The sequence below is a fragment of the Prevotella sp. FD3004 genome (assembly GCF_000746155.1).
GTDB lineage: Bacteria > Bacteroidota > Bacteroidia > Bacteroidales > Bacteroidaceae > Prevotella.
The window spans coordinates 428,067-455,061 of record NZ_KN050819.1; the positions used below are offsets into that span (position 1 = coordinate 428,067).

The 26,995-nt window shown below is 49.0% G+C and carries 22 protein-coding genes; 2 read left to right on the forward strand and 20 right to left on the reverse strand.

Features of this window, described 5'->3' with window-relative positions; all coding sequences use genetic code 11:
* Positions 1 to 171 precede the first annotated feature (171 nt).
* A complete protein-coding gene (locus T325_RS08820; RefSeq protein WP_036912564.1) occupies positions 172 to 2,706 on the forward strand; it encodes an ATP-dependent Clp protease ATP-binding subunit in 2,535 nt (844 codons plus the stop codon).
* Positions 2,707 to 2,719: 13 nt separating this feature from the next.
* Here T325_RS08820 and T325_RS08825 read toward each other — a convergent pair whose 3' ends face one another.
* From T325_RS08825 to T325_RS08920, 20 genes are all read right to left on the reverse strand, one after another.
* On the reverse strand, positions 2,720 to 4,630 hold the full coding sequence (locus tag T325_RS08825) for an NAD(+) synthase (protein ID WP_036912567.1): 1,911 nt from the start codon (positions 4,628 to 4,630) through the stop codon (positions 2,720 to 2,722).
* The gene (locus T325_RS08830) at positions 4,627 to 5,334 is read right to left on the reverse strand and encodes a DUF2027 domain-containing protein (protein WP_051949824.1); all 708 of its coding nucleotides are present in this window, start codon (positions 5,332 to 5,334) and stop codon (positions 4,627 to 4,629) included. Before T325_RS08830 ends, T325_RS08825 begins: the two co-directional genes overlap by 4 nt.
* Before the next feature lie 189 nt (positions 5,335 to 5,523).
* A complete protein-coding gene (locus T325_RS08835; RefSeq protein WP_036912570.1) occupies positions 5,524 to 6,495 on the reverse strand; it encodes a F0F1 ATP synthase subunit gamma in 972 nt (323 codons plus the stop codon).
* A gap of 6 nt (positions 6,496 to 6,501) precedes the next feature.
* Positions 6,502 to 8,088: a F0F1 ATP synthase subunit alpha gene (gene atpA / locus T325_RS08840; RefSeq protein ID WP_036912572.1), complete on the reverse strand. Its 1,587-nt coding sequence runs from the start codon at positions 8,086 to 8,088 to the stop codon at positions 6,502 to 6,504.
* Positions 8,089 to 8,155: 67 nt separating this feature from the next.
* Positions 8,156 to 8,692, reverse strand: a complete 537-nt coding sequence (locus T325_RS08845) for a F0F1 ATP synthase subunit delta (protein ID WP_036912574.1) — start codon at positions 8,690 to 8,692, stop codon at positions 8,156 to 8,158.
* 11 nt (positions 8,693 to 8,703) lie between these two features.
* The gene (gene atpF / locus T325_RS08850) at positions 8,704 to 9,216 is read right to left on the reverse strand and encodes a F0F1 ATP synthase subunit B (RefSeq protein ID WP_036912577.1); all 513 of its coding nucleotides are present in this window, start codon (positions 9,214 to 9,216) and stop codon (positions 8,704 to 8,706) included.
* Between the two features lie 46 nt (positions 9,217 to 9,262).
* Complete coding sequence (gene atpE / locus T325_RS08855; protein ID WP_036912580.1) at positions 9,263 to 9,502, reverse strand: ATP synthase F0 subunit C; 240 nt, start codon at positions 9,500 to 9,502, stop codon at positions 9,263 to 9,265.
* Between the two features lie 49 nt (positions 9,503 to 9,551).
* Positions 9,552 to 10,598 (reverse strand): F0F1 ATP synthase subunit A, encoded by a 1,047-nt coding sequence (atpB, locus tag T325_RS08860; RefSeq protein WP_036912583.1) that lies wholly within the window; start codon positions 10,596 to 10,598, stop codon positions 9,552 to 9,554.
* A 30-nt stretch (positions 10,599 to 10,628) separates the two neighbouring features.
* The gene (locus T325_RS08865; RefSeq protein WP_036912586.1) at positions 10,629 to 11,024 is read right to left on the reverse strand and encodes a hypothetical protein; all 396 of its coding nucleotides are present in this window, start codon (positions 11,022 to 11,024) and stop codon (positions 10,629 to 10,631) included.
* Positions 11,025 to 11,060: 36 nt separating this feature from the next.
* A complete protein-coding gene (atpC, locus tag T325_RS08870; protein ID WP_036912589.1) occupies positions 11,061 to 11,303 on the reverse strand; it encodes an ATP synthase F1 subunit epsilon in 243 nt (80 codons plus the stop codon).
* 5 nt (positions 11,304 to 11,308) lie between these two features.
* Positions 11,309 to 12,835, reverse strand: a complete 1,527-nt coding sequence (gene atpD / locus T325_RS08875) for a F0F1 ATP synthase subunit beta (RefSeq protein ID WP_036912593.1) — start codon at positions 12,833 to 12,835, stop codon at positions 11,309 to 11,311.
* A gap of 124 nt (positions 12,836 to 12,959) precedes the next feature.
* Positions 12,960 to 14,060 (reverse strand): AAA family ATPase, encoded by a 1,101-nt coding sequence (locus tag T325_RS08880; RefSeq protein WP_036912595.1) that lies wholly within the window; start codon positions 14,058 to 14,060, stop codon positions 12,960 to 12,962.
* Positions 14,061 to 14,066: 6 nt separating this feature from the next.
* Positions 14,067 to 15,044, reverse strand: a complete 978-nt coding sequence (pfkA, locus tag T325_RS08885) for a 6-phosphofructokinase (protein ID WP_036912598.1) — start codon at positions 15,042 to 15,044, stop codon at positions 14,067 to 14,069.
* 20 nt (positions 15,045 to 15,064) lie between these two features.
* Positions 15,065 to 16,459: an SLC13 family permease gene (locus T325_RS08890; protein WP_036912601.1), complete on the reverse strand. Its 1,395-nt coding sequence runs from the start codon at positions 16,457 to 16,459 to the stop codon at positions 15,065 to 15,067.
* Positions 16,460 to 16,699: 240 nt separating this feature from the next.
* A complete protein-coding gene (nqrF, locus tag T325_RS08895) occupies positions 16,700 to 17,968 on the reverse strand; it encodes an NADH:ubiquinone reductase (Na(+)-transporting) subunit F (protein ID WP_036912604.1) in 1,269 nt (422 codons plus the stop codon).
* A gap of 6 nt (positions 17,969 to 17,974) precedes the next feature.
* The gene (gene nqrE, locus T325_RS08900) at positions 17,975 to 18,601 is read right to left on the reverse strand and encodes an NADH:ubiquinone reductase (Na(+)-transporting) subunit E (protein ID WP_036912607.1); all 627 of its coding nucleotides are present in this window, start codon (positions 18,599 to 18,601) and stop codon (positions 17,975 to 17,977) included.
* Positions 18,602 to 18,604: 3 nt separating this feature from the next.
* Positions 18,605 to 19,228 (reverse strand): NADH:ubiquinone reductase (Na(+)-transporting) subunit D, encoded by a 624-nt coding sequence (locus tag T325_RS08905; protein WP_036912608.1) that lies wholly within the window; start codon positions 19,226 to 19,228, stop codon positions 18,605 to 18,607.
* Positions 19,229 to 19,231: 3 nt separating this feature from the next.
* Positions 19,232 to 19,921: an FMN-binding protein gene (locus T325_RS08910; RefSeq protein WP_081911175.1), complete on the reverse strand. Its 690-nt coding sequence runs from the start codon at positions 19,919 to 19,921 to the stop codon at positions 19,232 to 19,234.
* 2 nt (positions 19,922 to 19,923) lie between these two features.
* Positions 19,924 to 21,084, reverse strand: a complete 1,161-nt coding sequence (locus T325_RS08915; protein ID WP_036912611.1) for an NADH:ubiquinone reductase (Na(+)-transporting) subunit B — start codon at positions 21,082 to 21,084, stop codon at positions 19,924 to 19,926.
* A gap of 27 nt (positions 21,085 to 21,111) precedes the next feature.
* Positions 21,112 to 22,458 (reverse strand): Na(+)-translocating NADH-quinone reductase subunit A, encoded by a 1,347-nt coding sequence (locus tag T325_RS08920; RefSeq protein WP_036912614.1) that lies wholly within the window; start codon positions 22,456 to 22,458, stop codon positions 21,112 to 21,114.
* 124 nt (positions 22,459 to 22,582) lie between these two features.
* Here T325_RS08920 and T325_RS08925 point away from each other — a divergent pair, with 124 nt between their 5' ends.
* Entirely contained in the window at positions 22,583 to 26,995 is a 4,413-nt protein-coding gene (locus T325_RS08925; protein ID WP_051949825.1) for a translocation/assembly module TamB domain-containing protein, read from the forward strand.

The following is a 26,995-nucleotide window of genomic DNA, read 5'->3' on the forward strand; positions in this document are numbered from 1 at the left end:
AAGGCACTTTTAAAGCCCGCTGGCGCGTTTTTAACTGTGCAAAAGTACTCATTTTTTTCCAACCTGCCAAACCTTTTAAGCTATTTTAGCTGAATATTTTTTTGATTAAATGGCACAGTTTTTGCTATTTCTTCGTATATTTGCAATGTGAAATAAAAGAATAGTTTGAATATGACGAGTCAATTTTCGCCAAAAGTATCAGAAATATTGGCTTTCTCGCGTGAGGAAGCTGCACGACTGGCCAGCCGGAGTGTTGGACCGGAACATCTGCTATTGGGTATGCTCAGAAGCAAGGACGGACCGGTGATAGACCTCTTCAACAGGCTGAACCTAAACATGCAAAACGTGAAGACAGAACTGGAACAGCGCGTAAGAGAGGACGAGATAGATAGACCTATACATACAACCGATCTTGTGCTGAACGAGAAAGCAAGTAACATTCTGAAACTCGCCGTACTGGAGGCGCGTATCCAGAGAGCCAACAGAGTAGACGAACAGCACCTGTTGTTAGCAATACTGCACGATGCAGTGAGCAATGGGGCAAAACAAGTATTGGAATTGAACAATTTAAACTACGAAGATGCGATGGCGATGCTTTTCGCTCCGCAGAATAAAGGAATAACCAATGGTATCGGACTTCCCGACGAAGACGAGGAGGAATTCGAGGATACCGATGCTTCGAGCAAGTCGGGATTGACAGGTAAATCGACCACTACCACTCAAAAGAAAGAGAACTCGAAGACACCTGTACTCGACACCTTCGGCACTGATTTAACACAGGGTGCCATCGACGGCAAACTAGATCCGTGTGTAGGTCGAGAGAAAGAGATACAGCGTATCATAGAGATTCTGGGACGAAGAAAGAAGAACAATCCGATACTGATTGGTGAGCCTGGCGTAGGTAAAAGTGCCATCGTAGAAGGATTGGCACAGCTGATAGCCAACCACCATACGAGTCCGATGCTTTTCGGTAAACGTATCTATACACTTGACATGACGGGCGTCGTGGCTGGCACAAAGTATCGCGGACAATTCGAGGAGCGCCTGAAAGCCCTGATGAAGGAGCTGGAGGCTAATCCCGACATCATTGTGTTTATCGACGAGATCCACACTATCATCGGTGCTGGCTCAACACCGGGATCGATGGATGCAGCTAACATCATGAAACCCGCTCTGGCCCGAGGTACCATCCAGTGCATCGGCGCCACGACACTCGACGAGTATCGCAACTCGATAGAAAAAGACGGTGCGCTTGAACGCCGTTTCCAGAAAGTACAGGTAGAACCAACCACTAACGAGGAGACGCTACAGATTTTGCATAACATCAAAGACCGTTACGAGCAGCATCACCACGTGATATATACCGACGAGGCCTTGATGGCATGTGTCAAATTGTCAGACCGCTATGTGACAGACCGTTTCATGCCCGACAAAGCTATCGACGCACTTGACGAGACAGGATCGCGCGTACATCTGAGTAATACACAGATTCCCCCAGAAATAGCTGAGATAGAAAAAGAGATTACTCACGTGAAAGAGAAAAAGCAACAGGCTGTAAAGAATCAGAATTTTGAACTGGCAGCCGGTTACCGCGATCGTCAGACACAACTAGAGACCAATCTGAAGGAGCTGAACGAGCGTTGGAGTAAAGGCGAAAACGAGGAACGTCAGGTAGTCGACGCCGACCAAGTAGCAGAAGTCATCTCTATGATGACGGGCGTACCTGCCCAGCGTATGGCGGAACAAGAAGGTATCCGCCTGAAGGGTATGGCACAGGAGCTGAAGGGGGCTGTGATTGCGCAGGATGCTGCCATCGACAAGATGGTGAAAGCAATTCAACGCAATCGTGTAGGGTTGAAAGATCCAAACCACCCTATTGGAGTATTCATGTTCTTAGGTCCTACTGGTGTCGGTAAGACATATTTGGCCAAGAAATTGGCAGAATTCATGTTTGGAAGCCCCGACGCATTAATCCGTATTGACATGAGCGAATATACTGAGAGTTTCAATTCCTCACGATTGATTGGAGCCCCTCCAGGCTATGTGGGCTACGAGGAGGGCGGACAGTTGACAGAACGTGTACGCCGTCACCCCTACTCTATTGTGTTGCTCGACGAAATCGAGAAAGCTCATGGCAACGTGTTCAACCTGCTACTGCAAGTACTCGACGAAGGTCGAATGACCGATGGTAATGGCCGATTCATTGATTTCCGCAATACTGTAATCATCATGACCTCGAACGCCGGTACACGGCAGTTGAAGGATTTCGGTCGTGGTGTTGGCTTCAGTGCTTCGACAAATACAGGACTAGCCCTGGACGAGAAGGACAAGGCCAATGCACGCAGTATCGTTCAGAAAGCACTTTCGAAACAGTTCTCGCCAGAATTCCTTAACCGCTTGGATGAGATTATTACTTTCGACCAACTGGATCTTGAGGCCATCAAAAAGATTATCGACATTGAACTGAAGAACCTCTACAAGCGCGTTGAGCAGATAGGCTACCACATTGATCTGGCCGACGATGCCAAGGAATTTGTAGCCACCAAGGGATATGACGTGCAGTTTGGCGCCCGCCCATTGAAGCGAGCCATCCAGAACTACATTGAGGACGGCATCAGTGACCTGATAGTGAATGGCGACCTAAAACCGGGAGCTACAATACATATCACACTCAATGAAAACAAAAATGAGTTAGCATTCAGCTAACTCATTTTTGTTATTATAACTCTTCACATTCTTTCATCCAAAGGGAACTCGAGGCATCGCTTGGCATACGCCAATCGCCACGGGGCGACAGACTCACGCTACCAACCTTAGGACCATCAGGCAGACAAGAACGTTTGAACTGCTGGTTGAAAAAGCGGCGACAGAATGTCGTAAGCCACTTTTTGATAGTTTCTTCGTCGTAAATGTCGGCAAATGCTCGCTGAGCCAAAAGGAAAATCTTCTTTGGACTAAAGCCGTAGCGCAGGAAATAATAGATAAAGAAGTCGTGAAGTTCGTAAGGTCCTACAAGGTCTTCGGTCTTCTGTTTGATATTCCCCTGTTCATCTGCTGGAATCAGCTCAGGCGAGATCGGTGTGTCAATAATATCGAGCAACGTCTCGGTAGCCATCTCACCAGCGACATAACTAACAAGGAAACGAATGAGCGTCTTGGGAATACCCGCATTGACACCGTACATCGACATATGGTCGCCATTATAGGTGGCCCAGCCAAGAGCGAGTTCTGAGAGATCGCCCGTACCAACGACAATCGCATTTTCCTTATTGGCTACGTCCATCAATATCTGCGTACGTTCACGGGCCTGAGAATTCTCATAAGTCACATCGTGAACCTTAGCACTCTGACCGATATCCTCAAAATGTTGGGTAACAGCTTTGGCTATATTAATCTCACGGATAGTGACTCCCAGAGTCTCCATCAACTTCATCGCATTGTTATGAGTACGGTCGGTAGTACCAAACCCCGGCATCGTGATACCGATAATTCCCCGACGGTCGAGAGCTAACTTATCGAAAGCCTTAACAGTAACCAGAAGAGCCAGAGTGGAGTCAAGACCGCCACTGATGCCAATAACAGCCTTAGTACCATTAATATGATAAAGGCGTTTGGCAAGACCTGCCACCTGGATATTCAATATTTCCTCGCAAGAACTCTGCATATCCTCTTCTTTGGGAATAAATGGATGTGAATCTATCTGACGCAGCAATTCAAAGTCGCGAGGTGTGATGAGGCGGCACTGGATCTCACGCGCCACTGCACCACGCTGGGCATTGATGAAGGTTGTGTTCTGACGACGCTCAACACGCAGTTTCTCTATATCAATCTGACACATCTGTATCTGGGGCTGAATAGAGAAACGACTACCCTCTACGAGTAATTTACCATTCTCATATATCAAGGCATTGCCACCATATACCACATCCTGAGTAGATTCTCCAAAGCCACAGCTGGCATAGACATAACCGCTAACGGTGCGAGCACTCTGCTGAGCCAGAAGCGACTTAAGATAAGCATGCTTTCCAATAAGTTCATCACTAGCAGAAAGGTTGAAAATGATATCGGCACCAGCTAAGGCCAGGTTATTGCTTGGGGGAATTGGAGCCCACACATCCTCACATATCTCAACACCGAACTTCATGCCGTCACTGGTCACAAACACTTGAGGTTCGGCACTCACACGAACAGAATTTCCCGCAAAATACAGATCGATTGGGTTAAGATCTTGCGCCGAAGCAAACCAACGTTTCTCGTAAAACTCGGCATAATTGGGCAGATAAGTTTTTGGAACAATTCCCAAGATATTGCCGCCTTGAATGACAACAGCACAATTATAAAGCAGACCGTTGATAACCACAGGAGCACCAACAATGGAAATCACGTCGAGTTTACGGGTAAAGTCGAGCAGCATGATAACACCTTGCTCTGCACGGTCGAGCAAAAGCTGCTCCTTGAAGAGATCCTGACACGTGTAGCCTGTGATGCAGAGTTCGGGAAAAACGATAACCTCAACACCCCGACCCTCAGCCTGGGCAATCAGGCTCTCCACCTGTTGTACGTTGTAATCAACGTCGGCCACCTTAACCGTGGGAACGGCAGCAGCCACATTCACAAATCCGTATTTCATAACTTCACTTTTTGAACGTCATTCTCGATGATTGTATAAATAAGCGCAGGCTGTTCGAAGAACATGTTTTCACGAAACGCATGGAGTTTATAGAACTTAACGGTATCAACACGCACCTGAGCATTGACTGTTGGCTTGAGTAAGAAGTGTTTGTCGCGCTTGTAGGCTATAAGCTGAATACAGCAATGTTCAAGGGTATTCAGGTCTTCTCGTCCGAACTCTTCGATATACTCTTTGGTATTGGGTTCTATCTCCCCCTCAGCTCTAACCGACCAAGCTGCCCCCTCAGCAATCAGGTAGACATAGCGCAGATAGTAATTGGAGTCATTGATGAGATAACTCTCAAACCTTGTCTGCGACAACTCCTTCATATCCATAGGAACAAAAGCGAGGTAAGCACTGAGTTTATCGCCTCCTGCCCGCTCTTCCGGTTTGGCTTTGAATGTTATGGGTTTATCGGCTGGTTCGTTTTCCGGCTCTTCTTCATCAGAACCTTTCATTGTAGCCTTAGCCGACTGTGCTTTGGCTTCTACAACGTGCTTTGTATCATAATCTTCCTCACCAACAACCACTACCTCTGTCTTCAGCATTGGCATCTGGAAACCGTCTTCGTCTTCCACAAGTACAATATTCTTTCCCTGAAATCCTGCCACACGTCCACCGCCGATTTCACTAAGGAATCTTACCTGATCTCCTATTTTCATCACAATTATTCTCTTTTTGGGGACAAAGGTACAAATAAGCAAGTGAAAAACCAAATTAATTTGTATTTTTCCGAGCATGAATATCTTCGGGCAGAGCCTTAAAGTAAGTCCAAAAGACAAAAGTCACACACTTTTTACACCCGAGTTGGAACTATTCAGGTGTAAGAAGTGTGTGAAGTGAGGGATAACTTAGTTATTGACAGAACCACCAACAATATCGAGCAACTCATTGGTGATGGCCTGCTGACGACTCTTGTTGTATTGCAGGTTAAGCTGACGCAACAATTCGTCGGCATTATCCGTGGCAGTCTGCATGGCAACCATACGGGCGGCATGCTCTGAGGCGTTACTATCAAGCAATGCGGTATAGAGCATCAGGTGAGCCAGTTTGGGAATGAGAAGCGAGAGCACACAATCCATATCGGGCTCTACGATAAAGTTATCGTTGAGCGGTTTCACCTGCTCCCTCTTCTGTTCCTGTTGACGCTCACCACGCTTCTTCAGATAATCCTGCGACTCCTTCGTAGCGATGACACTCGTCAAATCGCGCTCATGATCGGCCTGCAACTCTGACTCAATATCGATAGGCAGGAAAGTCTTACGAGTAAGCACCTGTGAGCCTGCGCTCTTGAAGTGGTGATAGATGAGTTCCACCTTGTCTATTTCACCATCAGCGAACTTCTTGCCTAACTCCATTGCAATCTCAATACACTGCTGCACGTTGGGTTTGTCGGCCAATGCAGAATATTCACCCTGCACATTTAAACCCATCTTCTGAGCCTTCTCATAGACTTTGCGACCAATGGGATAAATCTCCACATTCTCACGACCGATGGTCTCGGCATACTCTTCAACGGCATGGGTCATCAGTTTGATGATGTTGCCGTTGAATCCGCCACAAAGCGAAGAGTTCGACGAGAACACTACAAGAGCAGCACGCTTTACCGGACGCTCCTGGTCATAAATGGTCTGCGACTCAGCCTCGGCTGCAAGAAACGACTTGAGAATATGCTCCAACATCTCCTCGTAAGGCAGCATATTCTGTATCGCCACCTGTGCATGATGGAGTTTACTGGAGGCTACCATCTTCATAGCCGATGTAATCTTCCGCGTAGAGTTGACTGAGGCTATGCGGCCTTTAATTTCTTTCAGGCTAGGCATAGGCTATCAGGCTTTATAGGTTCCTGCGATGTCGGCCATCACCGCCTCGATCTTCTGAGTAGTCTCGTCGTCGATCTTACCGCTAGCCAGTGTTTCAATCACCTCGGAATGAGCCGAACGCAACTTATCGAGGAAAGAAGTCTGACACTCGCGTACCTTGTCGATAGGCACTTCACGCATCAGTCCGTGTACACCGCAATAGAGGATAGCGATCTGCTCGCCAACAGGCATTGGGCTGTATTGAGGCTGAATCAACAACTGATTGTTCTTACGACCACGGTCAAGTGTCATAGCCGTCACAGCATCCATATCACTTGAGAACTTCGAGAAAGCCTCAAGCTCACGATACTGCGCCTGGTCAATCTTCAGTGTACCAGCCACCTTTTTCATACTCTTAATTTGAGCCGAACCACCTACACGAGATACCGAGATACCTACGTTGATGGCGGGACGAAAGCCCTGGTTGAAGAGATCGCTCTCGAGGAAGATCTGACCATCAGTGATAGAGATAACGTTGGTTGGGATGTAAGCCGATACGTCGCCAGCCTGAGTCTCGATGATAGGCAGAGCGGTAAGCGAACCACCACCCTTTACATGGCCCTTCATACATTCGGGCAAATCGTTCATCTGCTCAGCCACTTCCTGCTGCTCATTCATCTTAGCAGCACGCTCAAGGAGACGTGAGTGGAGATAGAACACATCGCCAGGGTAGGCCTCACGTCCTGAAGGACGACGCAGAATCAGTGATACCTCACGATAGGCCACAGCCTGCTTCGACAGGTCATCGTAGACTACGAGTGCGGGCAGACCGCGATCGCGGAAGTACTCACCGATAGCAGCTCCGGCAAATGGAGCATAGTACTGCATAGCAGCTGGATCGGCAGCGGTAGCGGCTACCACGATGGTGTAAGGCATAGCACCGTGCTCCTTCAGTGTAGAAACAAGGGCTGCGACGGTAGAAGCCTTCTGACCAATGGCGACATAGATACAATAGACAGGTTTGCCTGCCTCATAGAAACTCTTCTGATTGATAATGGTATCAACGGCGATGGCGGTCTTACCCGTCTGACGGTCGCCGATGATAAGCTCACGCTGACCACGACCGATAGGAATCATCGAGTCAATGGCCTTCAAGCCTGTCTGCAGCGGCTCCTTCACGGGCTGACGGTAAATCACACCAGGAGCCTTGCGGTCGAGAGGCATCTCGAAAGCCTCGCTCAGGTCGATATCACCCTTACCGTCGATTGCTTGTCCCAGCGGATTAATGACTCGACCTAACATATTGTCATTGACACGGATAGAGGCGATACGCTTGGTGCGCTTCACCACCATGCCCTCTTTAATGCCCGAGGTAGTACCCAGAAGCACACAACCTACGTTGTCTTCCTCAAGGTTCATCACGATAGCCATCGTGCCATTCTCGAACTCCAAAAGTTCATTGGCCTCAGCATTACGCAATCCATAGATGCGAGCCACACCATCGCTGACGGTCAGCACGGTACCTACTTCGTCGAACTGTTCAGCATTCTGAATGCCTCTCAGTTGGTCGAGCAGCACCTGACTGACTTCGCTTGGTTTAATTTTATCTGACATTGTTTTACCTTTTTCATTTAGTCGCTGCGCTTCGTAAAAGCGCTAAAGCGTGTTCTTTTTTACCTTTTTACTTTTTCAAGGTGTTGAGAATACTGTTGAGTTTTGACCTGACACTCGCATCCATGCGATAGGTGTCATATTCGAGGATAAAACCACCGATGATATCGGGATTCACCTCTGTCTCAAACTCTACAGTACCTTGAGTCTGGCTTTCTACCATCTGTCGCATCTTCTGCTCAGTATCGGCAGAGACGCAAGCAGCGGTAGTCAACTTGCCCCGGATGATGTTCTTCTGCTTACGGTAAAGCGTGACGTACGAGTTGGCCATAAACTGAACCACACTCTCACGATCCTCCTTCAGCACCAATGCGATAAACGACTTGGTGAGCTGACAGGGATTCTCGCCCGAGGCAGTCTCAAGCAGGGTCTGCTTCTTGTCCTTGGGGAGCATGGGGTTGTCGATGGTATGACGCAACTGAGGCACCTCAATGAAGTTCTTGGCCAATACCAGCATCTCATGATACACCTGGCCGTCTAACTTCGCTTCAATGGCACTCTTAAGCAGCGCTCTCGCATATCGGGTTGAAATGACTCCAATATCCATACGCGTAAACCTTATTTAGCAGAAATATCATCCAGCATACGGTCGATCAAATCCATCTGCGACTTATCGTCACGGAGGTTCTGACGAAGCACCTTCTCGGCAATCTCGACACTAAGGGCTGCAACCTGCTGACGAATGTCGGCAATGGCGGCTTTCTTCTCCTGCTCGATGGCTGTCTTAGCCTCCTCAAGCAAACGGACGCCTTCTGTGCGGGCCTTTTGCTGAGCCTGCTCAATGATAGCGTCGCGCGACTCGGCGGCTTCCTTCAGTATCTGAGTCTGACGGTCACGAGCTTCCTGGAGAATTGCCTCGCCTTCCTGCTTGATATTCTCAAGTCGTTCAGAAGCCTCATGAGCTTTCTGCAGGCTCTCGTCAATGTACTTTTTCCGCTCCTCTACCATATTGGTAATAGCAGGGAAACCGAACTTCGCAAGTACAAAGAAGACAACGGCAAACGCCAGAAGCATCCAGAACAGAAGTCCCAGATCAGGAGTGAGGATTGCTGGCAGTTTACTGAAATCCATTCGCTGTAATTTTTAGTCTTACTTAATGTGAATGAATCGTTACTTATTAGATCAGGAATGCGCAAGCTGCAATAGCAAAGAGAGCACAACCCTCAACGAAAGCAGATGTCAGAATCATGTTCGTCTGAATCTTACCAGTAGCCTCGGGCTGACGAGCAATAGCGTCCATAGCGCTACCACCGATCTTACCAATACCCAAACCTGCACCAATTGTTGCAATACCTGCACCGATACCGCAGCCCAGCTGAGCCAGACCTTCTGCGGCCAATAATAAAGCTGAAATCATATTTTTTAATTTTAAGTTATTAAATTAATTATTTATTCTTTTTGAACAATTACTCAGCATGATGTTCCTTATGAGCAAGCCCTATAAACACCGCGCTCAGCATCGTGAAAACATATGCCTGAACAAAAGCAACCAGCAACTCCAACAAGTTCATGAAAAGAAGCATCAGGATACTGAAAGCATTCAGACCAAGACCAAATCCAACACCCATAGACCAACCGAGGAATATCACACACGTGAAGCTAAGCATCACGGCATGGCCTGCCATCATGTTGGCAAAGAGACGGATCATCAGAGCGAAAGGCTTCGTAAATACACCGAAGAGCTCAATAAGCGGCATCACCGGCGCAGGATAAGCCTTCAGGAACAATGGCACCTCAGGCCAGAAGATTTCCTTCCAGTACTCCTTGTTGGCAAAGATGTTGATGGCAAGCATCGTACATAATGCCAGGAAAAAGGTGATATTAATATTTCCTGTAACGTTAGCGCCACCAGGGAATACAGGTATCAAGCCTATGAGGTTACACGTCAGAATAAAGAAGAACACCGTGAGCAGATAAGGTGCGTAGGGTTTGTAATGCTTTTCACCTATCGACGATTTTATCAGATCGTCGTGGATCATCATTACAATCATCTCCATGGCTCCGACGAAACCTCCGGGTGCGGCTTCCTTCGCATCGTGTTTCTTATACCAGCGAGCACAACTGAGGAAGACGATGATGAGTACAGCCACCACAATCCAAATCTGCATTACGCTTTTAGTAATACTCAGATCTATAGGACGTACTTCTTCGTCACCAACCTTTTCATAAATCTTCCCATGATGCTCCTCGCTGAAAAAGAAGCCATCAGGCAGACTATGAGCCGTACAGAAGTGCCACTCTCCGGTATTCTCACTACGGATGATGATAGGCAATGAAATGCTCAGATGTTTACCTTGGTATGTAGCGATGTGCCACTCATAAGAGTCAGCCAGATGCTCAAGAACGATCTCTGGGATATTGATCTTCTCGCCATCACCACCTTCTTCTGCCAAAGCGGACATCGGCAGCAAAGCTACCATCATCAGGAGGATTATCGTTTTTAAATGTTTCATCTATTGTATTAGTAAACTATTACGTTCTTATTAAGAGCGGTTCGACACTCTGGCAAAGAAGATGGAATGGTGTATGAGCGAAGCAAAATAAAACGCCATAAACACCAAGAAGAAACGAAGCATAGAATTCTGGCTATCAACCAGATAATAGACAAACATGACAGCTAATGCCAGCAATAGGCGGAAACCAGAAACTGCCGTAAAAAAAGTAGGCAAACTATCTGGTGAATGCTTAGCCACACGACGCCATATCAGGCCTATGGCCCAACATACAACGAGAGTAAAAGCGGCACTGACTATAACTGCAGCTAACAAGTCAAGAAACCACACACGCATCACCAAAAGAGTCAGCAAAGCCAGAGCAACAGTCAGACATAGTCCCTGCTTCATGTAGTTTTTACTCAACTTATCAATATTATCTATCATATTTATTAAACTTCATTTCCATTTATGTGAATAAGCCTAAGCCATTTCAACACAAATACTTACCACATTCTTCTGTACCTCAACGAAACCTCCTTGTATCTCCAACTGAACTCTTCCGTCCGCAACGGTATATTCCACCGTTCCTTTCTGAAGCGTAGAAATAATTGGAGCATGATCATTGAGAATCTCGAATTGTCCCATTGTGCCAGGCACGAAAACGCTCTCAACAGCGCCATCGAACTCAATTTTTTCAGGAGATACTATCTTAAGTTGCAACATAAGCCTTATCCTTTAGCTGCTTCCAGAAGTTTCTTAGCTTTCTCCTTAGCATCTTCGATGGTACCCACATTGAGGAACGCCTGCTCAGGCAGGTCGTCGACTTCACCATCCAGAATAGCATTGAATCCCTTGATAGTTTCTTCGATGGGAACCATTACGCCAGGCAGACCAGTAAACTGAGAAGCCACAGCAAACGGCTGAGAGAGGAAACGCTGCACACGACGTGCACGGTTCACTGTCAGTTTGTCCTCATCTGAAAGTTCATCCATACCCAAAATAGCAATGATATCCTGAAGTTCCTTATAGCGCTGCAGAATCTCTTTCACCCTTTGAGCACAATCGTAGTGAGCCTTACCCACGATAAGCGGATCGAGAATACGTGAAGTAGAGCCTAACGGGTCTACAGCAGGATAGATACCTAACTCTGCAATCTTACGATCAAGCACTGTTGTAGCATCAAGGTGTGTGAACGTCGTGGCAGGAGCAGGGTCGGTCAAGTCGTCGGCAGGCACATATACAGCCTGTACAGAAGTGATAGAACCAGTTTTTGTAGAAGTAATACGCTCCTGCATCGATCCCATCTCCGACGCCAGTGTGGGCTGATAACCTACGGCTGACGGCATACGACCCAATAGAGCCGACACCTCTGATCCAGCCTGAGTGAAACGGAAGATATTGTCGATAAAGAACAGAATATCGGCTGCACCGCCGTCTTTGCCGCCACCATCGCGGAATCCCTCGGCTACAGTCAGACCTGACAAGGCCACTGAGGCACGTGCCCCAGGAGGCTCATTCATCTGGCCATACACCAATGTGGCTTGACTCTTCTTCAGTTCTTCTGGATCAACGAGACTCAAATCCCACTTTCCCTGATCCATTGCCTCACGGAATTTCTCACCATAACGGATAACACCAGACTCGATCATTTCGCGAATCAAATCATTACCTTCACGAGTACGCTCACCAACACCGGCAAATACAGAGAATCCATTATGTCCCTTGGCGATGTTGTTGATTAACTCCATAATAAGCACCGTTTTACCTACACCAGCGCCACCGAAGAGTCCGATCTTACCACCCTTCATGTAAGGTTCCAGTAGGTCGATCACCTTGATACCCGTTGCCAGAATCTCCTTCTTTGTTGAAAGTTCTTCAAACGAAGGAGCCTCGCGATGAATAGGGTAAGCCCCCTCCATGTCGAGCTGTTTCATACCGTCGATTGGCTGTCCGATAACGTTCAGCATTCGACCCTTAATCTGATCACCGGCAGGCATCACGATAGGTGATCCCAGCGGAATTGCCTCCAATCCACGATGCAGTCCGTCGGTATTATCCATAGCCACACAGCGCACCGTATCCTCGCCGATATGCTGCTGCACCTCGACAATCAGGTCACGCCCGTCACCACGGTCAATCTTCAGGGCATCATAAATCTTAGGCAACACTTTCTCTGCATCTTGTCCTTCGGTATCGAAATAGACATCGATAACAGGACCGATGATCTGAGAAATGTGTCCAACAATTTGTGACATAAGCTGTGAATATTTAAGTTATTTTTCTTGTTATTGTTCAACTTAATTAGAGCCGATTGCAAAAATACTCATTTTCTTGTGAATGAAAGAAGAAATTTAGATTTATTATACAAAAAAGCCCCTATTATTTCCGTAACGCAATATTATAGTTAAGATATTGACTATTGCCTGTTACATCTTCCAAAACCTTGATGAATGGCGGGAAATTCACTTCCTCTTGTTCGCTCAGACCTTTCATCTCCATCATGATAAGGTTATCAACAGGCGATTGAAAAGAATCTATCTCAAAGAACTGACCTTTCCATATAAAACTCTGACGTTTTTTCTTGATGGTCGCACGATAAGGGTCGGCCTGTTGGAGCATCTGCTCATACAGGTTATTATCCACCTGACGCTCTGTCTCGATAATCTCCTTATCAGAAATGCGCTTCTTAGACCGATGCACATTCACGACCTTACCCCCACTCCATTCTCTACGACGAAGTCTTATCTCACAACCAGGCTCAGCCACAAGATAAGTCTGAGTAATCTCACTCACCGAGCACTCTGGAATTTCACCAATTACCTCTACACGGAAGATGCGTTCATCGTGTACAGGCTGAGGCAGTCCTACGACAGTAGAGATCTCCTTCAGTACCCGATTCAACTTGGTATCAAAATCGTCATGATTATTTATCACACGCAGATGAGGATGTCCCGTCCAAGCCCTAATCACTTTCTTATCAAGTTCGCGAGCTATGCGCAATCCCTCTTCATTGGCCTGTTCGTATCGAGTAGCATTGGTTGCAGTGGTATAATACTGTTCAGCACCATCAGCAGCCGACACCAGATGGAGCACAGCATCATAACGTTCCCGGAGCTCACTGGGACTAGTCCCGGCCATACCAGTTATAGTATCCCATTCTTCAGGCTTCATATAGGCAGAAATGTCCATCGTACCACGATCGCAGACGATAAGGACAGGTTTCGTACAGACCTCAGCCAATTTGGCAAACTGATCCTCGAGAGCAAGCTGGGTAGTAAGAATAGCACGCTCTCCTTCGAAATACAGATCACGGTTAGGCGTTAGATAGTTCCAGCCTGCAGTACTATAGATCGTTGGGACCTCGGGGACATTAAAGACCTTATAACCAAACCCTGAGAAGTACTCTGTAATCTTCACCAACGCCGTCGTCTTACCAGCACAAGGACCACCAGTTAAGACGATCTTCTTTATCTCTGCCATCTATCCTTAAATACTTAACTCGTCAAGCACCTTAATCAGTCGTTTATCAAAGCGCTTATCCGTACGGATACATTCACTGAAGGGAACATATACCACCTCGTTATTACGAATACCTACCATCACATTACGCTGTCCCTGCTTGATTGCCTCGATAGCGCCGACACCTGTTGTAGCCGCAAGAATACGATCACGGGCAGAAGGCGTTCCACCACGCTGCAAATGGCCAAGAATCGATACACGTACATCGAATCCGGGGAATTCTTTCTTCACGCGATCGGCATAAAACAGCGCACCACACTTCGGACTCTCCGACACAATCACAATACACGATTTCTTAGACTTACGGATACCACGCCCCATGAACTGGGCCAACTGGTCTACATCAGTAGCCTCCTCAGGAACAATAGCGGCTTCTGCACCACAAGCGATAGCAGAGTTCTGAGCCAGGAAGCCCGCGTCACGTCCCATTACCTCAACAAAGAAAATGCGTTCATGAGAGTTTGCCGTATCACGGATACGATCCACACACTCCATGATAGTATTCATTGTTGTGTCATATCCAATTGTGGAGTCAGTACCGTAAAGGTCGTTGTCGATTGTTCCAGGCAGACCAATCACAGGGAAGTCGAACTCCATACCAAAGTCGCGTGCTCCTGTAAGAGAGCCATTACCGCCAATAACGACCAATGCGTCAATCTTTTCCTTTATACAAGTCTCGTAAGCTTTCTGCTTGCCTTCAGGGGTCATGAATTCCTTCGAACGTGCAGTTTTCAGAATTGTACCACCTCTGGTAACGATACCGGATACATTCTCTGTTGTAAACGTCTTAACCTCATCATGTATCAGTCCGTCATAGCCGCGATAGATTCCTTTGATGTTAAATCCGTTATAAATGCCTGCACGCGTCACAGCTCTGATAGCAGCATTCATGCCGGGAGCATCGCCTCCTGAGGTCAAAATACCAATAGTCCTAATCTTAGTCATATTACCCTTATATTAATAGTTTACATAAAATTCAACTCCATCCAAAGCACCAATAGTCCTATCAGTCCGCCTGCCAAGACCTTCGGCGTCAGATTCTTCAGATACCAGCCAAGTCTAATATGTTCCATCTTCATCAATGCCAATCCGCTTACAGAACCGACACTCAACATACAACCGCCAATCGTCGTTGTATATGCAATAATCTTCCAATAATCTCCATTAGTAACAAATTGAGCAATATACTCACTCTCTGCGCCACTTTCCGCCACAGGATAGAGAGAAAGATTACTGATTGCTATTGTAAACGTATCCACCAGTCCGCTGAGCAGACCTGACACGATACCCAATATCCATACACTGTGGATATTCTCATCTATCCAGACTGCCACGTCGGCAAACACGCCCGTTTCCGTTACAACCCCCATACCAAGCATGATACCCATCACAAAGAGTATCTGCTGAATATATCCATACTGCAATGCACGAGGGAAGAAACGATGTTCAGACATCTGATCTGCAGACATCAGTTTTCTGTTAAACAATTCATTAACAACCCACAGAATACTTAGCACACACAGTGCACCAAGAAAAGGCGACAGTTTTGTAATAATATGGAAAGTCGGGATAAACCACAACCCACCGAGACCTACGATGAACATCACAAAACGCTGCCAGTAGTTCAAGTTGGTATCATCGCCACGATATGGCATAGGCGACCATTGTGTGTCAAGTCTTTCCGGCAGTTCTCTATTAATCAATATCGTAGGTATAACCCAAGCCAGCAGAGCGGGTAATGCCATGTATGATGTGAAATTTGTAGCCGTTACAGCCCCATCGCCCCACATGATGAGACCTATAGGGTCACCTATCACAGTAAAACAGCCCCCACAGTTAGCAGCCAAGACGATAGCAGAACCTATTAACATACGCTGACGGCGATTCTGCACGATGGAATGCATAATCACCAGCATCATAGTTGCTGTAGTCAGGTTGTCAAGATTGGCAGACAGGATAAATGTAGCAATGGTAATAGTCCAAAGCAGTCGCTTCGAGTTACGGGTACGAATCCACTTCGTTATAAAGTCAAAACATCCATTGTTATTCAGTATCTCCACGATGCCCATTGTGGCCAAGAGAAACATCACGATACTTGCGGCTCTACCAACCCAATATAAGAACACATTATTATATATGTAATATTTCACCGCTTCACTTGAATGATTACCATCTCCAAGATAGCTCAGGTAATCTTCTGCGTGACGCGCCATGACGAAGTCTGTTCCATAGCAGACATATACCACCCAACCGACTGTTCCGATGAAGATAGCGATAGCTGCCTTGTTTACACCAGTCATGTGCCCTGTGGCGATAACCACATAGCCCAACAGCAACAATATTACAATAATCAGTGTCATTTCAACCCGTTTTTCTTAAATGATTTGAGTTGGAGCCCAATACTGCAGTAACGCAATATAGAGTAATCTCGCTCACATTTAGTTTGACGCCTATTTGGCCACAAAGATAAGAATTATTCCCGAACTACGCAAACTTTTTACCAAAAATAACAATACAAGAAGTTCAGTTATTGTGTTTATGAAAAATCCCTGCTCTTAAAGGAGAAAGAGCAGGGACCTGATTTATCTTTACAGAGTATATTATCCTCCGAAGTTATCATACATGATAGATTCCGGATCAACGCCAAGCGAGTCGAGCATCGATACGACTGCTGCCGACATCGGACCAGGACCACACATGTAGTATTCCACATCCTCTGGGGCTTCGTGATCCTTCAGGTATGTGTTGAGCATCACCTGATGAACGAAACCTGGAGTATATTTCACGCCAGCTGCGTCTGCTGCCGGGTCTGGACGGTCAAGTGCCAGATGGAAGTGGAAGTTAGGATACTCCTTCTCCAGACCGAGGAAATCCTCGAGATAGAATACCTCGTTCAAGGCACGCGCACCATAGAAGTAGTGCATCTCGCGATCGGTAGTATGCAGTGTCTTCGTCATGTGCATAATCTGTGCACGCAGAGGAGCCATACCAGCACCACCGCCAACCCAGATCATTTCCTTCTTTGAGTCGAAGTGAGGATGGAAATCACCGAACGGACCACTCATAATCACCTTGTCGCCTGGTTTCAGCGAGAAGATGTATGACGAAGCGATACCAGGATTTACTTCCATGAAGCCGCTACGATCAGGTTTGAACGGAGGCGTTGCAATACGGACTGTAAGCATGAACACATCACCCTCGGCAGGATAGTTGGCCATAGAGTAAGCACGGATTGTCGGCTCTGGGTTCTTACACTTCAGCGGGAAGAGTCCGAACTTCTCCCATGCGGACAGATACTCGTCACCAATCAAACTCTTATCGAAGTCCTTGTCGTAATCGATGCAGTCGAAAGCAGGAATCTTAATCTGTGCATACGATCCAGGCAGGAAGTCCATGTGGGCGCCAGCAGGCAGCTGTACCTTAAACTCCTTGATGAACGTAGCAACATTCTTATTTGAGATAACGGTACACTCATATTCCTTTACACCAAGGATGCTTTCATCTACATGAATCTTCAGATCACCTTTCACCTTACACTGACAGCCCAGACGCCAACCAGCCTTGATTTCCTTACGGCTGAAGTGAGGCTTCTCAGAGTCGAGAATCTCTCCACCGCCTTCGAGCACTTGAACTTTACACTGTCCGCACGAAGCCTTTCCACCGCATGCGCTAGGCAGGAATACGCCATTCTCATTCAATGTAGCCATCAGCGAGTTACCCTGAGCCACAGAAATGGTACGATCACCGTTAATTTCAATATTCACGTTTCCTGAAGGCGAAAGATACTTCTTAGCAACCAACAGGATAATCACGAGCAAGAGTATTACGATGAGGAATACCCCGATACTATATGCTATAAACTGTGCCATACCAAATTAAATATTTAAGCCAGAGAAACACATCATCGCCATAGCCATGAGGCCTACGGTGATAAACACTATGCCAAGACCCTGCAAGGGCTTGGGTACATCTGAATACTGCATCTTTTCACGGATGGCACCCATAGCCACAATAGCGAGCGTCCAACCGAGACCAGAACCGAAGCCATAGACCACCGCATCCCATACTGAGGTGATAGCCTGAGAGTTGCTTGGGTCGAGCAGGATACGCTGCTGCATGAAGAGCGAAGCACCCATGATGGCGCAGTTTACAGCAATCAGCGGCAAGAAGATACCCAGCGCAGCATAGAGCGAGGGGCTATATTTCTCTACCGTCATCTCAACCAACTGCACCATACCTGCAATCACAGCGATGAACAGAATAAACGAGAGGTAACTCAGGTCTACTCCCTCAACGAGGCAGTCGGGGCCCAGCACCTTGGTCTGCAACAGATAGTTCACAGGAACAGTCACGGTGAGCACAAAGGTCACAGCGAGTCCCAGACCCATTGACGTCTTCACAGTCTTCGATACGGCAAGGTAGGAACACATGCCGAGGAAGAAGGCAAAGATCATGTTGTCGACAAAAATCGATCTAAATAGTAATGATATTGCGTGTTCCATATCTTATTTCTCCTTATAAAAGTAAGCACGATGAACCCAAATCACGCAACCCACGAGGATCAGCGCCATAGCGGGCATCGTCATCATACCGTTGTTAACGTAACCGAAGTCGTAGCAGGCATCAGGGATGAGCTGGAAGCCGAGCAGCGAACCGCGTCCCAGCAACTCACGAACGGCACCAACGATGACCAGAATCATAGCGTAGCCCAGACCGTTACCTACACCATCGAGGAAAGAGGGCCAAGGCTTGTTCTGCATGGCGAACGCCTCGAGGCGACCCATCAGGATACAGTTTGTGATAATCAGACCTACATACACACTCAGCTGAACGCTCACATCATAGGCGAAAGCCTTCAGAATCTGCGACACGATGGTTACGAGCGCAGCCACAACCACCAGCTGGACCACAATACGGATACGGTTAGGAATCGTGTTGCGGATGATTGAGATGATAACGTTTGAGAATGCGGTAATCACAGTAACGGCGAGTCCCATCACGATGGCAGGTTTCAGCTGTGAAGTTACAGCCAACGCCGAGCATATACCCAGCACCTGACCAAGAATTGGATGGTCAACGTTCAACGGGTTTGTAAAAACCTCCTTATTTTGTTTACTGAATAATGCCATAGTTTACTCCTCCTCTGCTTTAGGTTCAACAACTGTGGAATCAGCAGGAGCGGTGCACATCATCTTAAAGAAGAGCTCAACGGCATTCTTACCTGCGTCCTTCAGACCAGCCTTAATCATATCGTTCACGCCATTAGAGGTCAGTGTGGCACCCGTCACACAGTCTACCTGCGTTGTGGGATCTTCCACCTTCTTGACAACAGAGAGTGCCACATCATGGGTATCAGAGCCGTCAACAAACACTTTCTTGCCAATGAACTTCTCCTGCCAGGCCTGAGAGTCCTTAATCTCTGCACCCAGACCTGCGGTCTCACTCTCATGATTGAAGTAAGCACCATAGACGGTAGGCGTCTCATCACCATGGATAGAGATATAACCGCTGATGCCGCCCCAGAGACCCATACCCTTCAGGGCAACCACGATGATATCCTCACCGTCGATCTCACACATATAATACTTCTGACCGTCCTTCTCAGCTTCTTCCTTCACCACCTCGGCATACTTGGCTTCAGCTTCAGCGCCGTCAAGGTCGCGGATGTTGAGCGAGTAGAGAATCTGTTTCTTCACATCGAGTGCCACGTTAGCATCCTGCATAGGCTTCAGAGCCTGATAGACGAAAGCCAGCAGGAAGGCCACGATAACTACGAGAATCGCACTATATATAATAATGTACGAATTGCTATTAGTATTCAATTTCATTTGGTGCCTCCTCTCTTTAAGCGTTTCGAGATATTGCGCTCCACGATGAAGTGGTCAATCGTAGGAGCAAACATATTACCAAAGAATATGGCGAGCATCATACCCTCGGGATAGCCGGCATTCAGCACACGGATGATGATGGCCATCGCACCGATCAGGAAACCGTAGATATACTGTCCTGTAGTTGTACGACAAGAGGTGACGGGGTCGGTAGCCATAAACACAGCACCGAAAGCGAAACCGCCCATTACGAAGTGATGCCACCATGTCATGCCCTGACCAGTCTGCTCGAACAGTACAGCCAGCACGATACCGCCAACGAACACGCTGAGCATGGTACGCCAAGAGGCGATACCCGTCCACAGCAGGATAGCAGCACCGATGGCGATAGCTATCAGGCTGGTCTCACCGATAGAACCAGGGATGAATCCGAGGGCCATATCGAGGATCGACGAATCGGGTGTGATGTTCTGTGCCAGCTGACCGAGCGGTGTGGCAGCGGTGAATCCGTCGGGAAGGTCGTTACCCAGACCGAAGATAGAGTTCTGAGCCACCCAGACGGTATCGCCAGTCATCTTCGAAGGATAAGCGAAGAACAGGAACATACGTGCAGCCACAGCGGGGTTGAAGATGTTCATACCTGTACCACCGAAGATCTCCTTACAGAAGATTACCGAGAAGGCACAGGCCAGAGCCAGCATCCACAGCGGGCAGCCGATAGGAATGATCAGCGGGATGATGATACCCGAAACGAGGTAACCCTCCTGAATCTCCTCACCCTTCCATTGTGCCCAGGCAAACTCGATGCCCAGACCAACGATGTAGCTAACCAGAATCTTTGGCAGGACAGCCAGGAAGCCGTAGGCAAAGATCTCGCAGAACGAAGCGCTTGCGAGCGTACCGGCGGCAGCATAGTTCTGGTAGCCGATATTATACATACCAAACAGCATGGCGGGCATCAGGGCGATCACCACCATACTCATAATGCGCTTCGAGTCGATGGAATCGTGAATATTCACGCCACCAGCCTTCGCTGTGTCGTTAGGCACATAGAGGAAGGTCTCAAAGCCGTCGAACACCGAGCGGAAGGCATGAAGCTTGCCACCCTCCTCGAAATTCGGCTTGATCTTATTGAGATAATTTCTTAAAAAGCTCATATGTATTTGACTATTTGACTATTTCGTTTACGCATTCTCTTTACGGAGGATATTCAGTCCTTCACGCACGATGCGCTGCAATTCAAGCTTCGAGCTGTCTACGAACTCAGCGAGGGCAAAGTCCTCAGGAGCCACCTCATAGATACCAAGGGCCTCCTGACGGTCTATATCGCCAGCGATGATGGCCTTGATCAGATACTCGCCATAAATATCCATCGGCAATACCTTATCATACTCACCGCTCATAATCATGTGGCGCTCACCACCCTTCACACGAGCATCGGGCGCATAAGCCTTCTTCTTACCCAGGAGCCATGAGAAATAGCTGCGGTTAACAGAGAACTGCTTGAAACGAGGCAGAATCCATCCCAGCATCTCGTCGGCGTCGTTACCCTCAGGGATAACAGTGATCTCGCTGGTGTGGGCTCCCAGGAAACCTTCCTTCGTGGTAGGTATGCCTGTCAACACGTTACCGTTGATAATTCTTACGCTGCGGTCGGCCTCATAGCTGTTTGAAAGCAGCGTTGAGAGTTCCTCGCCTACAAGCATATCCACATAGGCAGGATTCTTAACCTCACTACCACAGAGTGCAACAGTACGTGTCAGGTCTACCTGACCTTTATTAAACAGACGTCCGATAAAGAGAACGACCGTAGGATCGCCGATAGTCCATACCACCTCACCCTTGTTCACTGGGTCGATATGGTTCACCTGTACGCCGACATTTCCTGCGGGACAAGGACCGTCGAACACGTTTACCTCGACATGCTCCATTCCTTCGAGCGACGAGCCTACGCCAACGCCCAGATAGGTTCTCGCAATCTTCGAGAGGGCTGTGAGTCCTGTCTGGAAATCCTCCTCCTGACCCTTCACCTCAAATTCGAAGTCAGCAGCCAGGGGCTTGTCACGAAGAGCCGACACGAAGATAGCCTTCGGCATTACCGAAGGATTCGTTGAGACAGCATAAGGTAACTGATTGATATAACCGAAGATACCAGCTTCGAGAAGGGCATCAACAACGGCTTTACCATCAAGCTTACTAACCTCTTTCTTGCCGAAATCCACATAACTCTGCTGGGCATCGGCATCCACCTTTACACAGAGTACTTTTCTACGTTCACCACGCACAACGGCACTGACGGTACCGCTTACTGGCGAGGCAAACTTTACTTCGGGATACTGCTTGTTAACAAACAAGGCATCACCAGCCTTGACCTTGTCGCCCTCGCGGACCACGACTTTCGGAGTCACACCCTCGAAATCATCAGGCACCAATGCATACTTGCCATTTGACTTCAGCTGGATTTTCTTCTCCTCAGCCTGCCCTTTTAGGTTCATGTCCAAGCCTTTGCGTAACTTAATTACATTTGCCATTTATATAAAGTTTGATTGAATAGTTTGCCAAGAGCGACGGCAAAATTACTAAAAAAAAGGCAGATAAAAAACAAAAATACAAAAAAAATGCCGAAATACCGATAATTTGTCGTATTTTTGCCTCGTGAAATTACTTAAAAGGTTCGTCAGCTGGACGATTTGGGGCATCATAGGTCTGAATCTGATGCTCATGGGCGTGTCCCACTTACCTGCTGCTCAACGCCGTATCGGCTCCATCGTGGCCCATGCGGTAGAGGAGAAGTTGGGTACCCGTGTCTCATTGGGGCGCGTCGATCTGGGTTTCCTCAATCGTGTCATCATCGACGACTTACTTATCTACGACCAGCAGAAGAAAGAGATGGTTCGTGTAGCCCGTCTTTCTGCCAAGATCGACATCGCGCCGCTGATAGAAGGGAAAATATCCATTTCATCGGCCCAGCTTTTCGGTGCCCGTTTCTCATTATACCGTCAGCATGCCGAGACGAAGCCCAACTTCCAGTTCGTGCTCGACTCTCTGGCGTCTAAGGACACCACAAGTCACACACCACTCTATCTGCGCATCAACTCGCTCATCATCCGCCACACGTATGTAAGCTACGACGAGAACGACCAGCCGAAGACCGATGGAATCTTTAATTTATCCCATCTCCGGGTGAGCGATTTCAACGCGAACATCAATCTGCGCACGCTTACCGACGACTCATTGAACATCAACGTCAAGCGTTTGGCATTCAGCGAGCAGTCGGGCCTCACACTCTCACGCCTCGCCTTTAAGCTGGAGGCCGGTCGCCAACAGGCCTGTCTGGCCAATTTCCAGCTACAGATGCCCAGCAGCACGCTGCATATCGACACCCTCCAAGCCAGCTATCAGCTCGACGAGAAGGGCCTTAAACCTGGTACGCTGAACTTCAAGGGAAAGATTAACGAAACTAGCATAAGTCCATCAGATTTAAGATGTTTCGAACATCGACTCAAGAACTTCCAACGTCCTATCGCCCTTGAAACAGCCTTCTCCGGGACAGACAGCCGTATCAATATACCCGACCTGCTCGTCTCAACCCAAGAGAAGGATATCGACATCCGATTAAACGGGTGGTTGAGCGACTGGGACAAACAGCCTGCCTGGCACGTTCAGATTGACAGACTCAGTCTGGCTGAGACCAGTCTCGACTTCCTCACCAAGACCTTCACGCAGTTGCCCTCCGAGCTCACCCGTCTGGGCAGTCTGCAAGTCAACGGTTTCTGCGACCGCAATCCTCACAGCATGTCGGCCCTCAAAGCGCTGATCCGCTCTGGTGCCGGCGACATCGACATGCGGTTCGACATGAATGCCGCTCAGGAATTCAGCGGTAACATCACGACCGAGGGCATCAGTCTGCGCCAGCTGCTGGCCGACAGCAAGTTTGGCAGTCTTGCCACCAAGATAGCCGTCAGCGGACAGCTGCACGACGGTCAGAAGCCCGACATCACCGTCAACGGAACCATTCCGCAGTTTGGCTTCAACGACTACGAATACAGCAACATAGCCGTTAACGGCAGCTACATCAGAGGTGCCATCTCGGGAACATTTTCCATCGACGACCCTAACGTCAGCGCCCATCTGGAAGGCGAACTGACTGATGAAATCCTCGATTCCAACGCTCACAAGCCCTACACCGTGAAGCTACAGGGCAGCATCGGCCACATAGCCCCAGGCGTGCTCAAGCTGACCGGCCAGTTCGGCGACGCTGTGATGACAGCCGACATCGACGCCGACTTCACCGCCCGCACGCTGAACGATGCCCAGGGCAGTCTGCGACTCAGTCAGTTCTCTGTCAGCGCCACCGAGCAGCAGCCCGCCTACCGCCTCGACAACCTCATCATCTCTTCCGGCTATGATGAGGGCACACATTTCCTCACGCTGAAGAGCGACTTTGCCGACGCAGAGCTGAAAGGCCGCTTCGACTACAGCACGCTGGCGCAGAGCGTGGCCAACGCCATCGGGCACCGACTGCCTACCCTGCCCGGACTGCCCAAGCTGAACCGTCAGACCGACAACAACTTCAGTCTGCGACTTCTTCTGAGCAAGACCGACTGGCTGCGCCGCTTCCTCAACGTCGACCTCACGCTGCGACAGCCCGTCGCCTTACAGGCCCGCGTCAACGACCTCACCCGTGAGCTCTATCTCGACGGCGACCTGCCCGGCTTCGTGCTCAACGGCGCCAGCTACTCCGACGGCTCTATCCGCATCACCTCGCCAGCCGACACCATGAGGTGTGCCGTACAACTCAACAAACTGATGGACAACGGTCATCGTCTGAGCGTCAAGTTAAACGCGGGAGCCTGTCAGAATAACCTCAACACCTCGCTCTCGTGGGACAACAACGACTCTGAGAAGCGCATGAGCGGACAGCTGAACACCATCATGCAGCTTTACCGCAACCTCGACAACCAGGCAGAGGCCCATATCCGCGTACAGCCCTCACACATTATTCTTAATAACAGCAGCTGGAACATGGAGCCATCGAGCATTCTCTATCACGAGAACTACCTGCTGGTTGACCATTTCAACATACACCGCGGACAACAGCACATCATCATCGACGGAACAGCCTCGAAACATGCCTCCGACTCGCTCGTGGCCGACCTGAACGAAGTCGAAGTAGGCTATATCCTCGACCTTGTCAACTTCCACAGCGTGGAGTTCAGCGGAAAGGCTTCGGGCCGTGCCTGTGCCTCGTCGCTCTTCTCGCGTTTCGCCGCAAATGCCGACCTCACCGTCGAGGACTTCAAGTTCGAACAGGGCCGCATGGGTCTGCTGCACGCTAAGGCAGAATGGAACCAGGAGCTCCAGCAGATCGACATCCACGCCGTGGCCGACGACGGTCCCGAGGCCAAGACGCACATCAACGGCTTCGTGTCGCCCGTACACAACACCATCGACTTGGCCATCGGCGCCGAGAACACGTCGATAGAGTTCATGCACAACTTCACCAGCTCGTTCCTCAGCAGCATCACGGGACAGGCCAACGGCGAGGCCCGTGTGGCAGGAACGCTCGACAACATCAACCTCACAGGACAGCTCGTTGTCGACGGTGAGGCCACCGTTACCCCGCTCAACACCACCTATCAGCTGCGCAACGATACCGTCATCATGATTCCCGACGAGATTATGCTGCACAACATGACCGTCACCGACCGCGACGGCCACCAGGGCATCCTCACGGGCGGCGTACACCACAAGCATCTCACTGATATGACGTACGATATCTTCGTCGACGCCGACAACCTGCTGGGCTATGATTTCACCGACTTCGGCGAATCGACGTTCTACGGCACCGTCTATGCCACGGGCCATGTGGCCATCCACGGGCGGAACGACGTGACCATCGACTGCAACGTCACCCCACAGCCAGGCTCCGTCTTCGTCTACAACGCCGCCAGTCCCGACGCTATCTCCAAGCAGGAGTTCATTGAGTGGGAAGAGCCTGCAGGCACGACTGCCACCAAGTCGCACACACAGTATTCCCGCGTGTCGGATACCGATATCTACATCAATTTCCTCATCAACTGTACGCCCGATGCCACGCTGCGCCTCCTGATGGACGAGAGTACGAAGGACTATATCACGCTCAACGGCGAAGGGGCCATCCGCGCCTCGTTCCACAACAAGGGACCGTTCAACATGTTCGGCACCTATACCGTCGACCACGGCACTTACGGCGTCACCATCCAGAACATCATCAAGAAGAACTTCACGTTCAACCGTGGCGGCACTATCGTCTTCGGTGGCGACCCCTATAATGCCGCGCTCAACCTGCAGGCTGTCTATACCGTCAACGGCGTGAGCCTCTCCGACCTCAACATCGGCAACTCGTTTAGCAACAACAGCATCCGTGTGAACTGTCTCATGAACATCGGCGGACAGCCTAACGCCCCGCAGGTTGACTTCGACATCGAGATGCCTACCGTGAATGCCGACGAGCAGCAGATGGTGCGCTCGGTCATCAACGGACAGCAGGAGATGAACCAGCAGGTGGTCTATCTGCTCGGCATCGGACGATTCTATAACCAGGGTGCCAACAACAACGCGACGGGCAGCGAACGCCCCGACCAGACGTCGCTCGCCATGCAGAGTTTCCTCTCGGGCACGCTCTCCACACAGATCAACTCGCTGCTCAACCAGTTTATCAAGAACGACAACTGGAACTTCGGCGCCAACATCTCAACGGGTAACGAGGGCTGGCACAACGCCGAGTACGAAGGTATCATCAACGGCCGCATGCTGAACAACCGTCTGCTCTTCAACGGACAGTTCGGCTATCGCGACAACGCGACTCAGGCCAACCCGTCGTTCATCGGCGACTTCGACGTGCAATACCTGCTCTACCCCAACGGTAACCTGGCGCTCAAGGTGTATAACCAGACCAACGACCGTTATTTCACCAAGTCGAGTCTGAACACTCAGGGCATCGGTATCATCATGAAAAAGGATTTCAACGGCCTGCGCGACCTCTTCACGACCAAGAAGAAGCGCAAGCACAAAGACAAGAAATAG

Coding starts and splice junctions, on each gene's coding strand:
- atpA (WP_036912572.1), bottom strand. CDS start 8,088: ATGTCAGATAAAATTAAACCAAGCGAAGTCAGTCAGGTGCTGCTCGAC.
- pfkA (WP_036912598.1), bottom strand. CDS start 15,044: ATGACTAAGATTAGGACTATTGGTATTTTGACCTCAGGAGGCGATGCT.
- atpC (WP_036912589.1), bottom strand. CDS start 11,303: ATGTTGCAACTTAAGATAGTATCTCCTGAAAAAATTGAGTTCGATGGC.
- atpD (WP_036912593.1), bottom strand. CDS start 12,835: ATGTCACAAATTGTTGGACACATTTCTCAGATCATCGGTCCTGTTATC.
- T325_RS08865 (WP_036912586.1), bottom strand. CDS start 11,024: ATGATAGATAATATTGATAAGTTGAGTAAAAACTACATGAAGCAGGGA.
- T325_RS08820 (WP_036912564.1), top strand. CDS start 172: ATGACGAGTCAATTTTCGCCAAAAGTATCAGAAATATTGGCTTTCTCG.
- T325_RS08830 (WP_051949824.1), bottom strand. CDS start 5,334: ATGAAAATAGGAGATCAGGTAAGATTCCTTAGTGAAATCGGCGGTGGA.
- T325_RS08890 (WP_036912601.1), bottom strand. CDS start 16,459: ATGACACTGATTATTGTAATATTGTTGCTGTTGGGCTATGTGGTTATC.
- atpB (WP_036912583.1), bottom strand. CDS start 10,598: ATGAAACATTTAAAAACGATAATCCTCCTGATGATGGTAGCTTTGCTG.
- nqrF (WP_036912604.1), bottom strand. CDS start 17,968: ATGGCACAGTTTATAGCATATAGTATCGGGGTATTCCTCATCGTAATA.
- atpE (WP_036912580.1), bottom strand. CDS start 9,502: ATGATTTCAGCTTTATTATTGGCCGCAGAAGGTCTGGCTCAGCTGGGC.
- T325_RS08905 (WP_036912608.1), bottom strand. CDS start 19,228: ATGGCATTATTCAGTAAACAAAATAAGGAGGTTTTTACAAACCCGTTG.
- T325_RS08825 (WP_036912567.1), bottom strand. CDS start 4,630: ATGAAATACGGATTTGTGAATGTGGCTGCTGCCGTTCCCACGGTTAAG.
- T325_RS08880 (WP_036912595.1), bottom strand. CDS start 14,060: ATGGCAGAGATAAAGAAGATCGTCTTAACTGGTGGTCCTTGTGCTGGT.
- T325_RS08845 (WP_036912574.1), bottom strand. CDS start 8,692: ATGGATATTGGAGTCATTTCAACCCGATATGCGAGAGCGCTGCTTAAG.
- T325_RS08835 (WP_036912570.1), bottom strand. CDS start 6,495: ATGCCTAGCCTGAAAGAAATTAAAGGCCGCATAGCCTCAGTCAACTCT.
- nqrE (WP_036912607.1), bottom strand. CDS start 18,601: ATGGAACACGCAATATCATTACTATTTAGATCGATTTTTGTCGACAAC.
- T325_RS08915 (WP_036912611.1), bottom strand. CDS start 21,084: ATGAGCTTTTTAAGAAATTATCTCAATAAGATCAAGCCGAATTTCGAG.
- atpF (WP_036912577.1), bottom strand. CDS start 9,216: ATGGATTTCAGTAAACTGCCAGCAATCCTCACTCCTGATCTGGGACTT.
- T325_RS08920 (WP_036912614.1), bottom strand. CDS start 22,458: ATGGCAAATGTAATTAAGTTACGCAAAGGCTTGGACATGAACCTAAAA.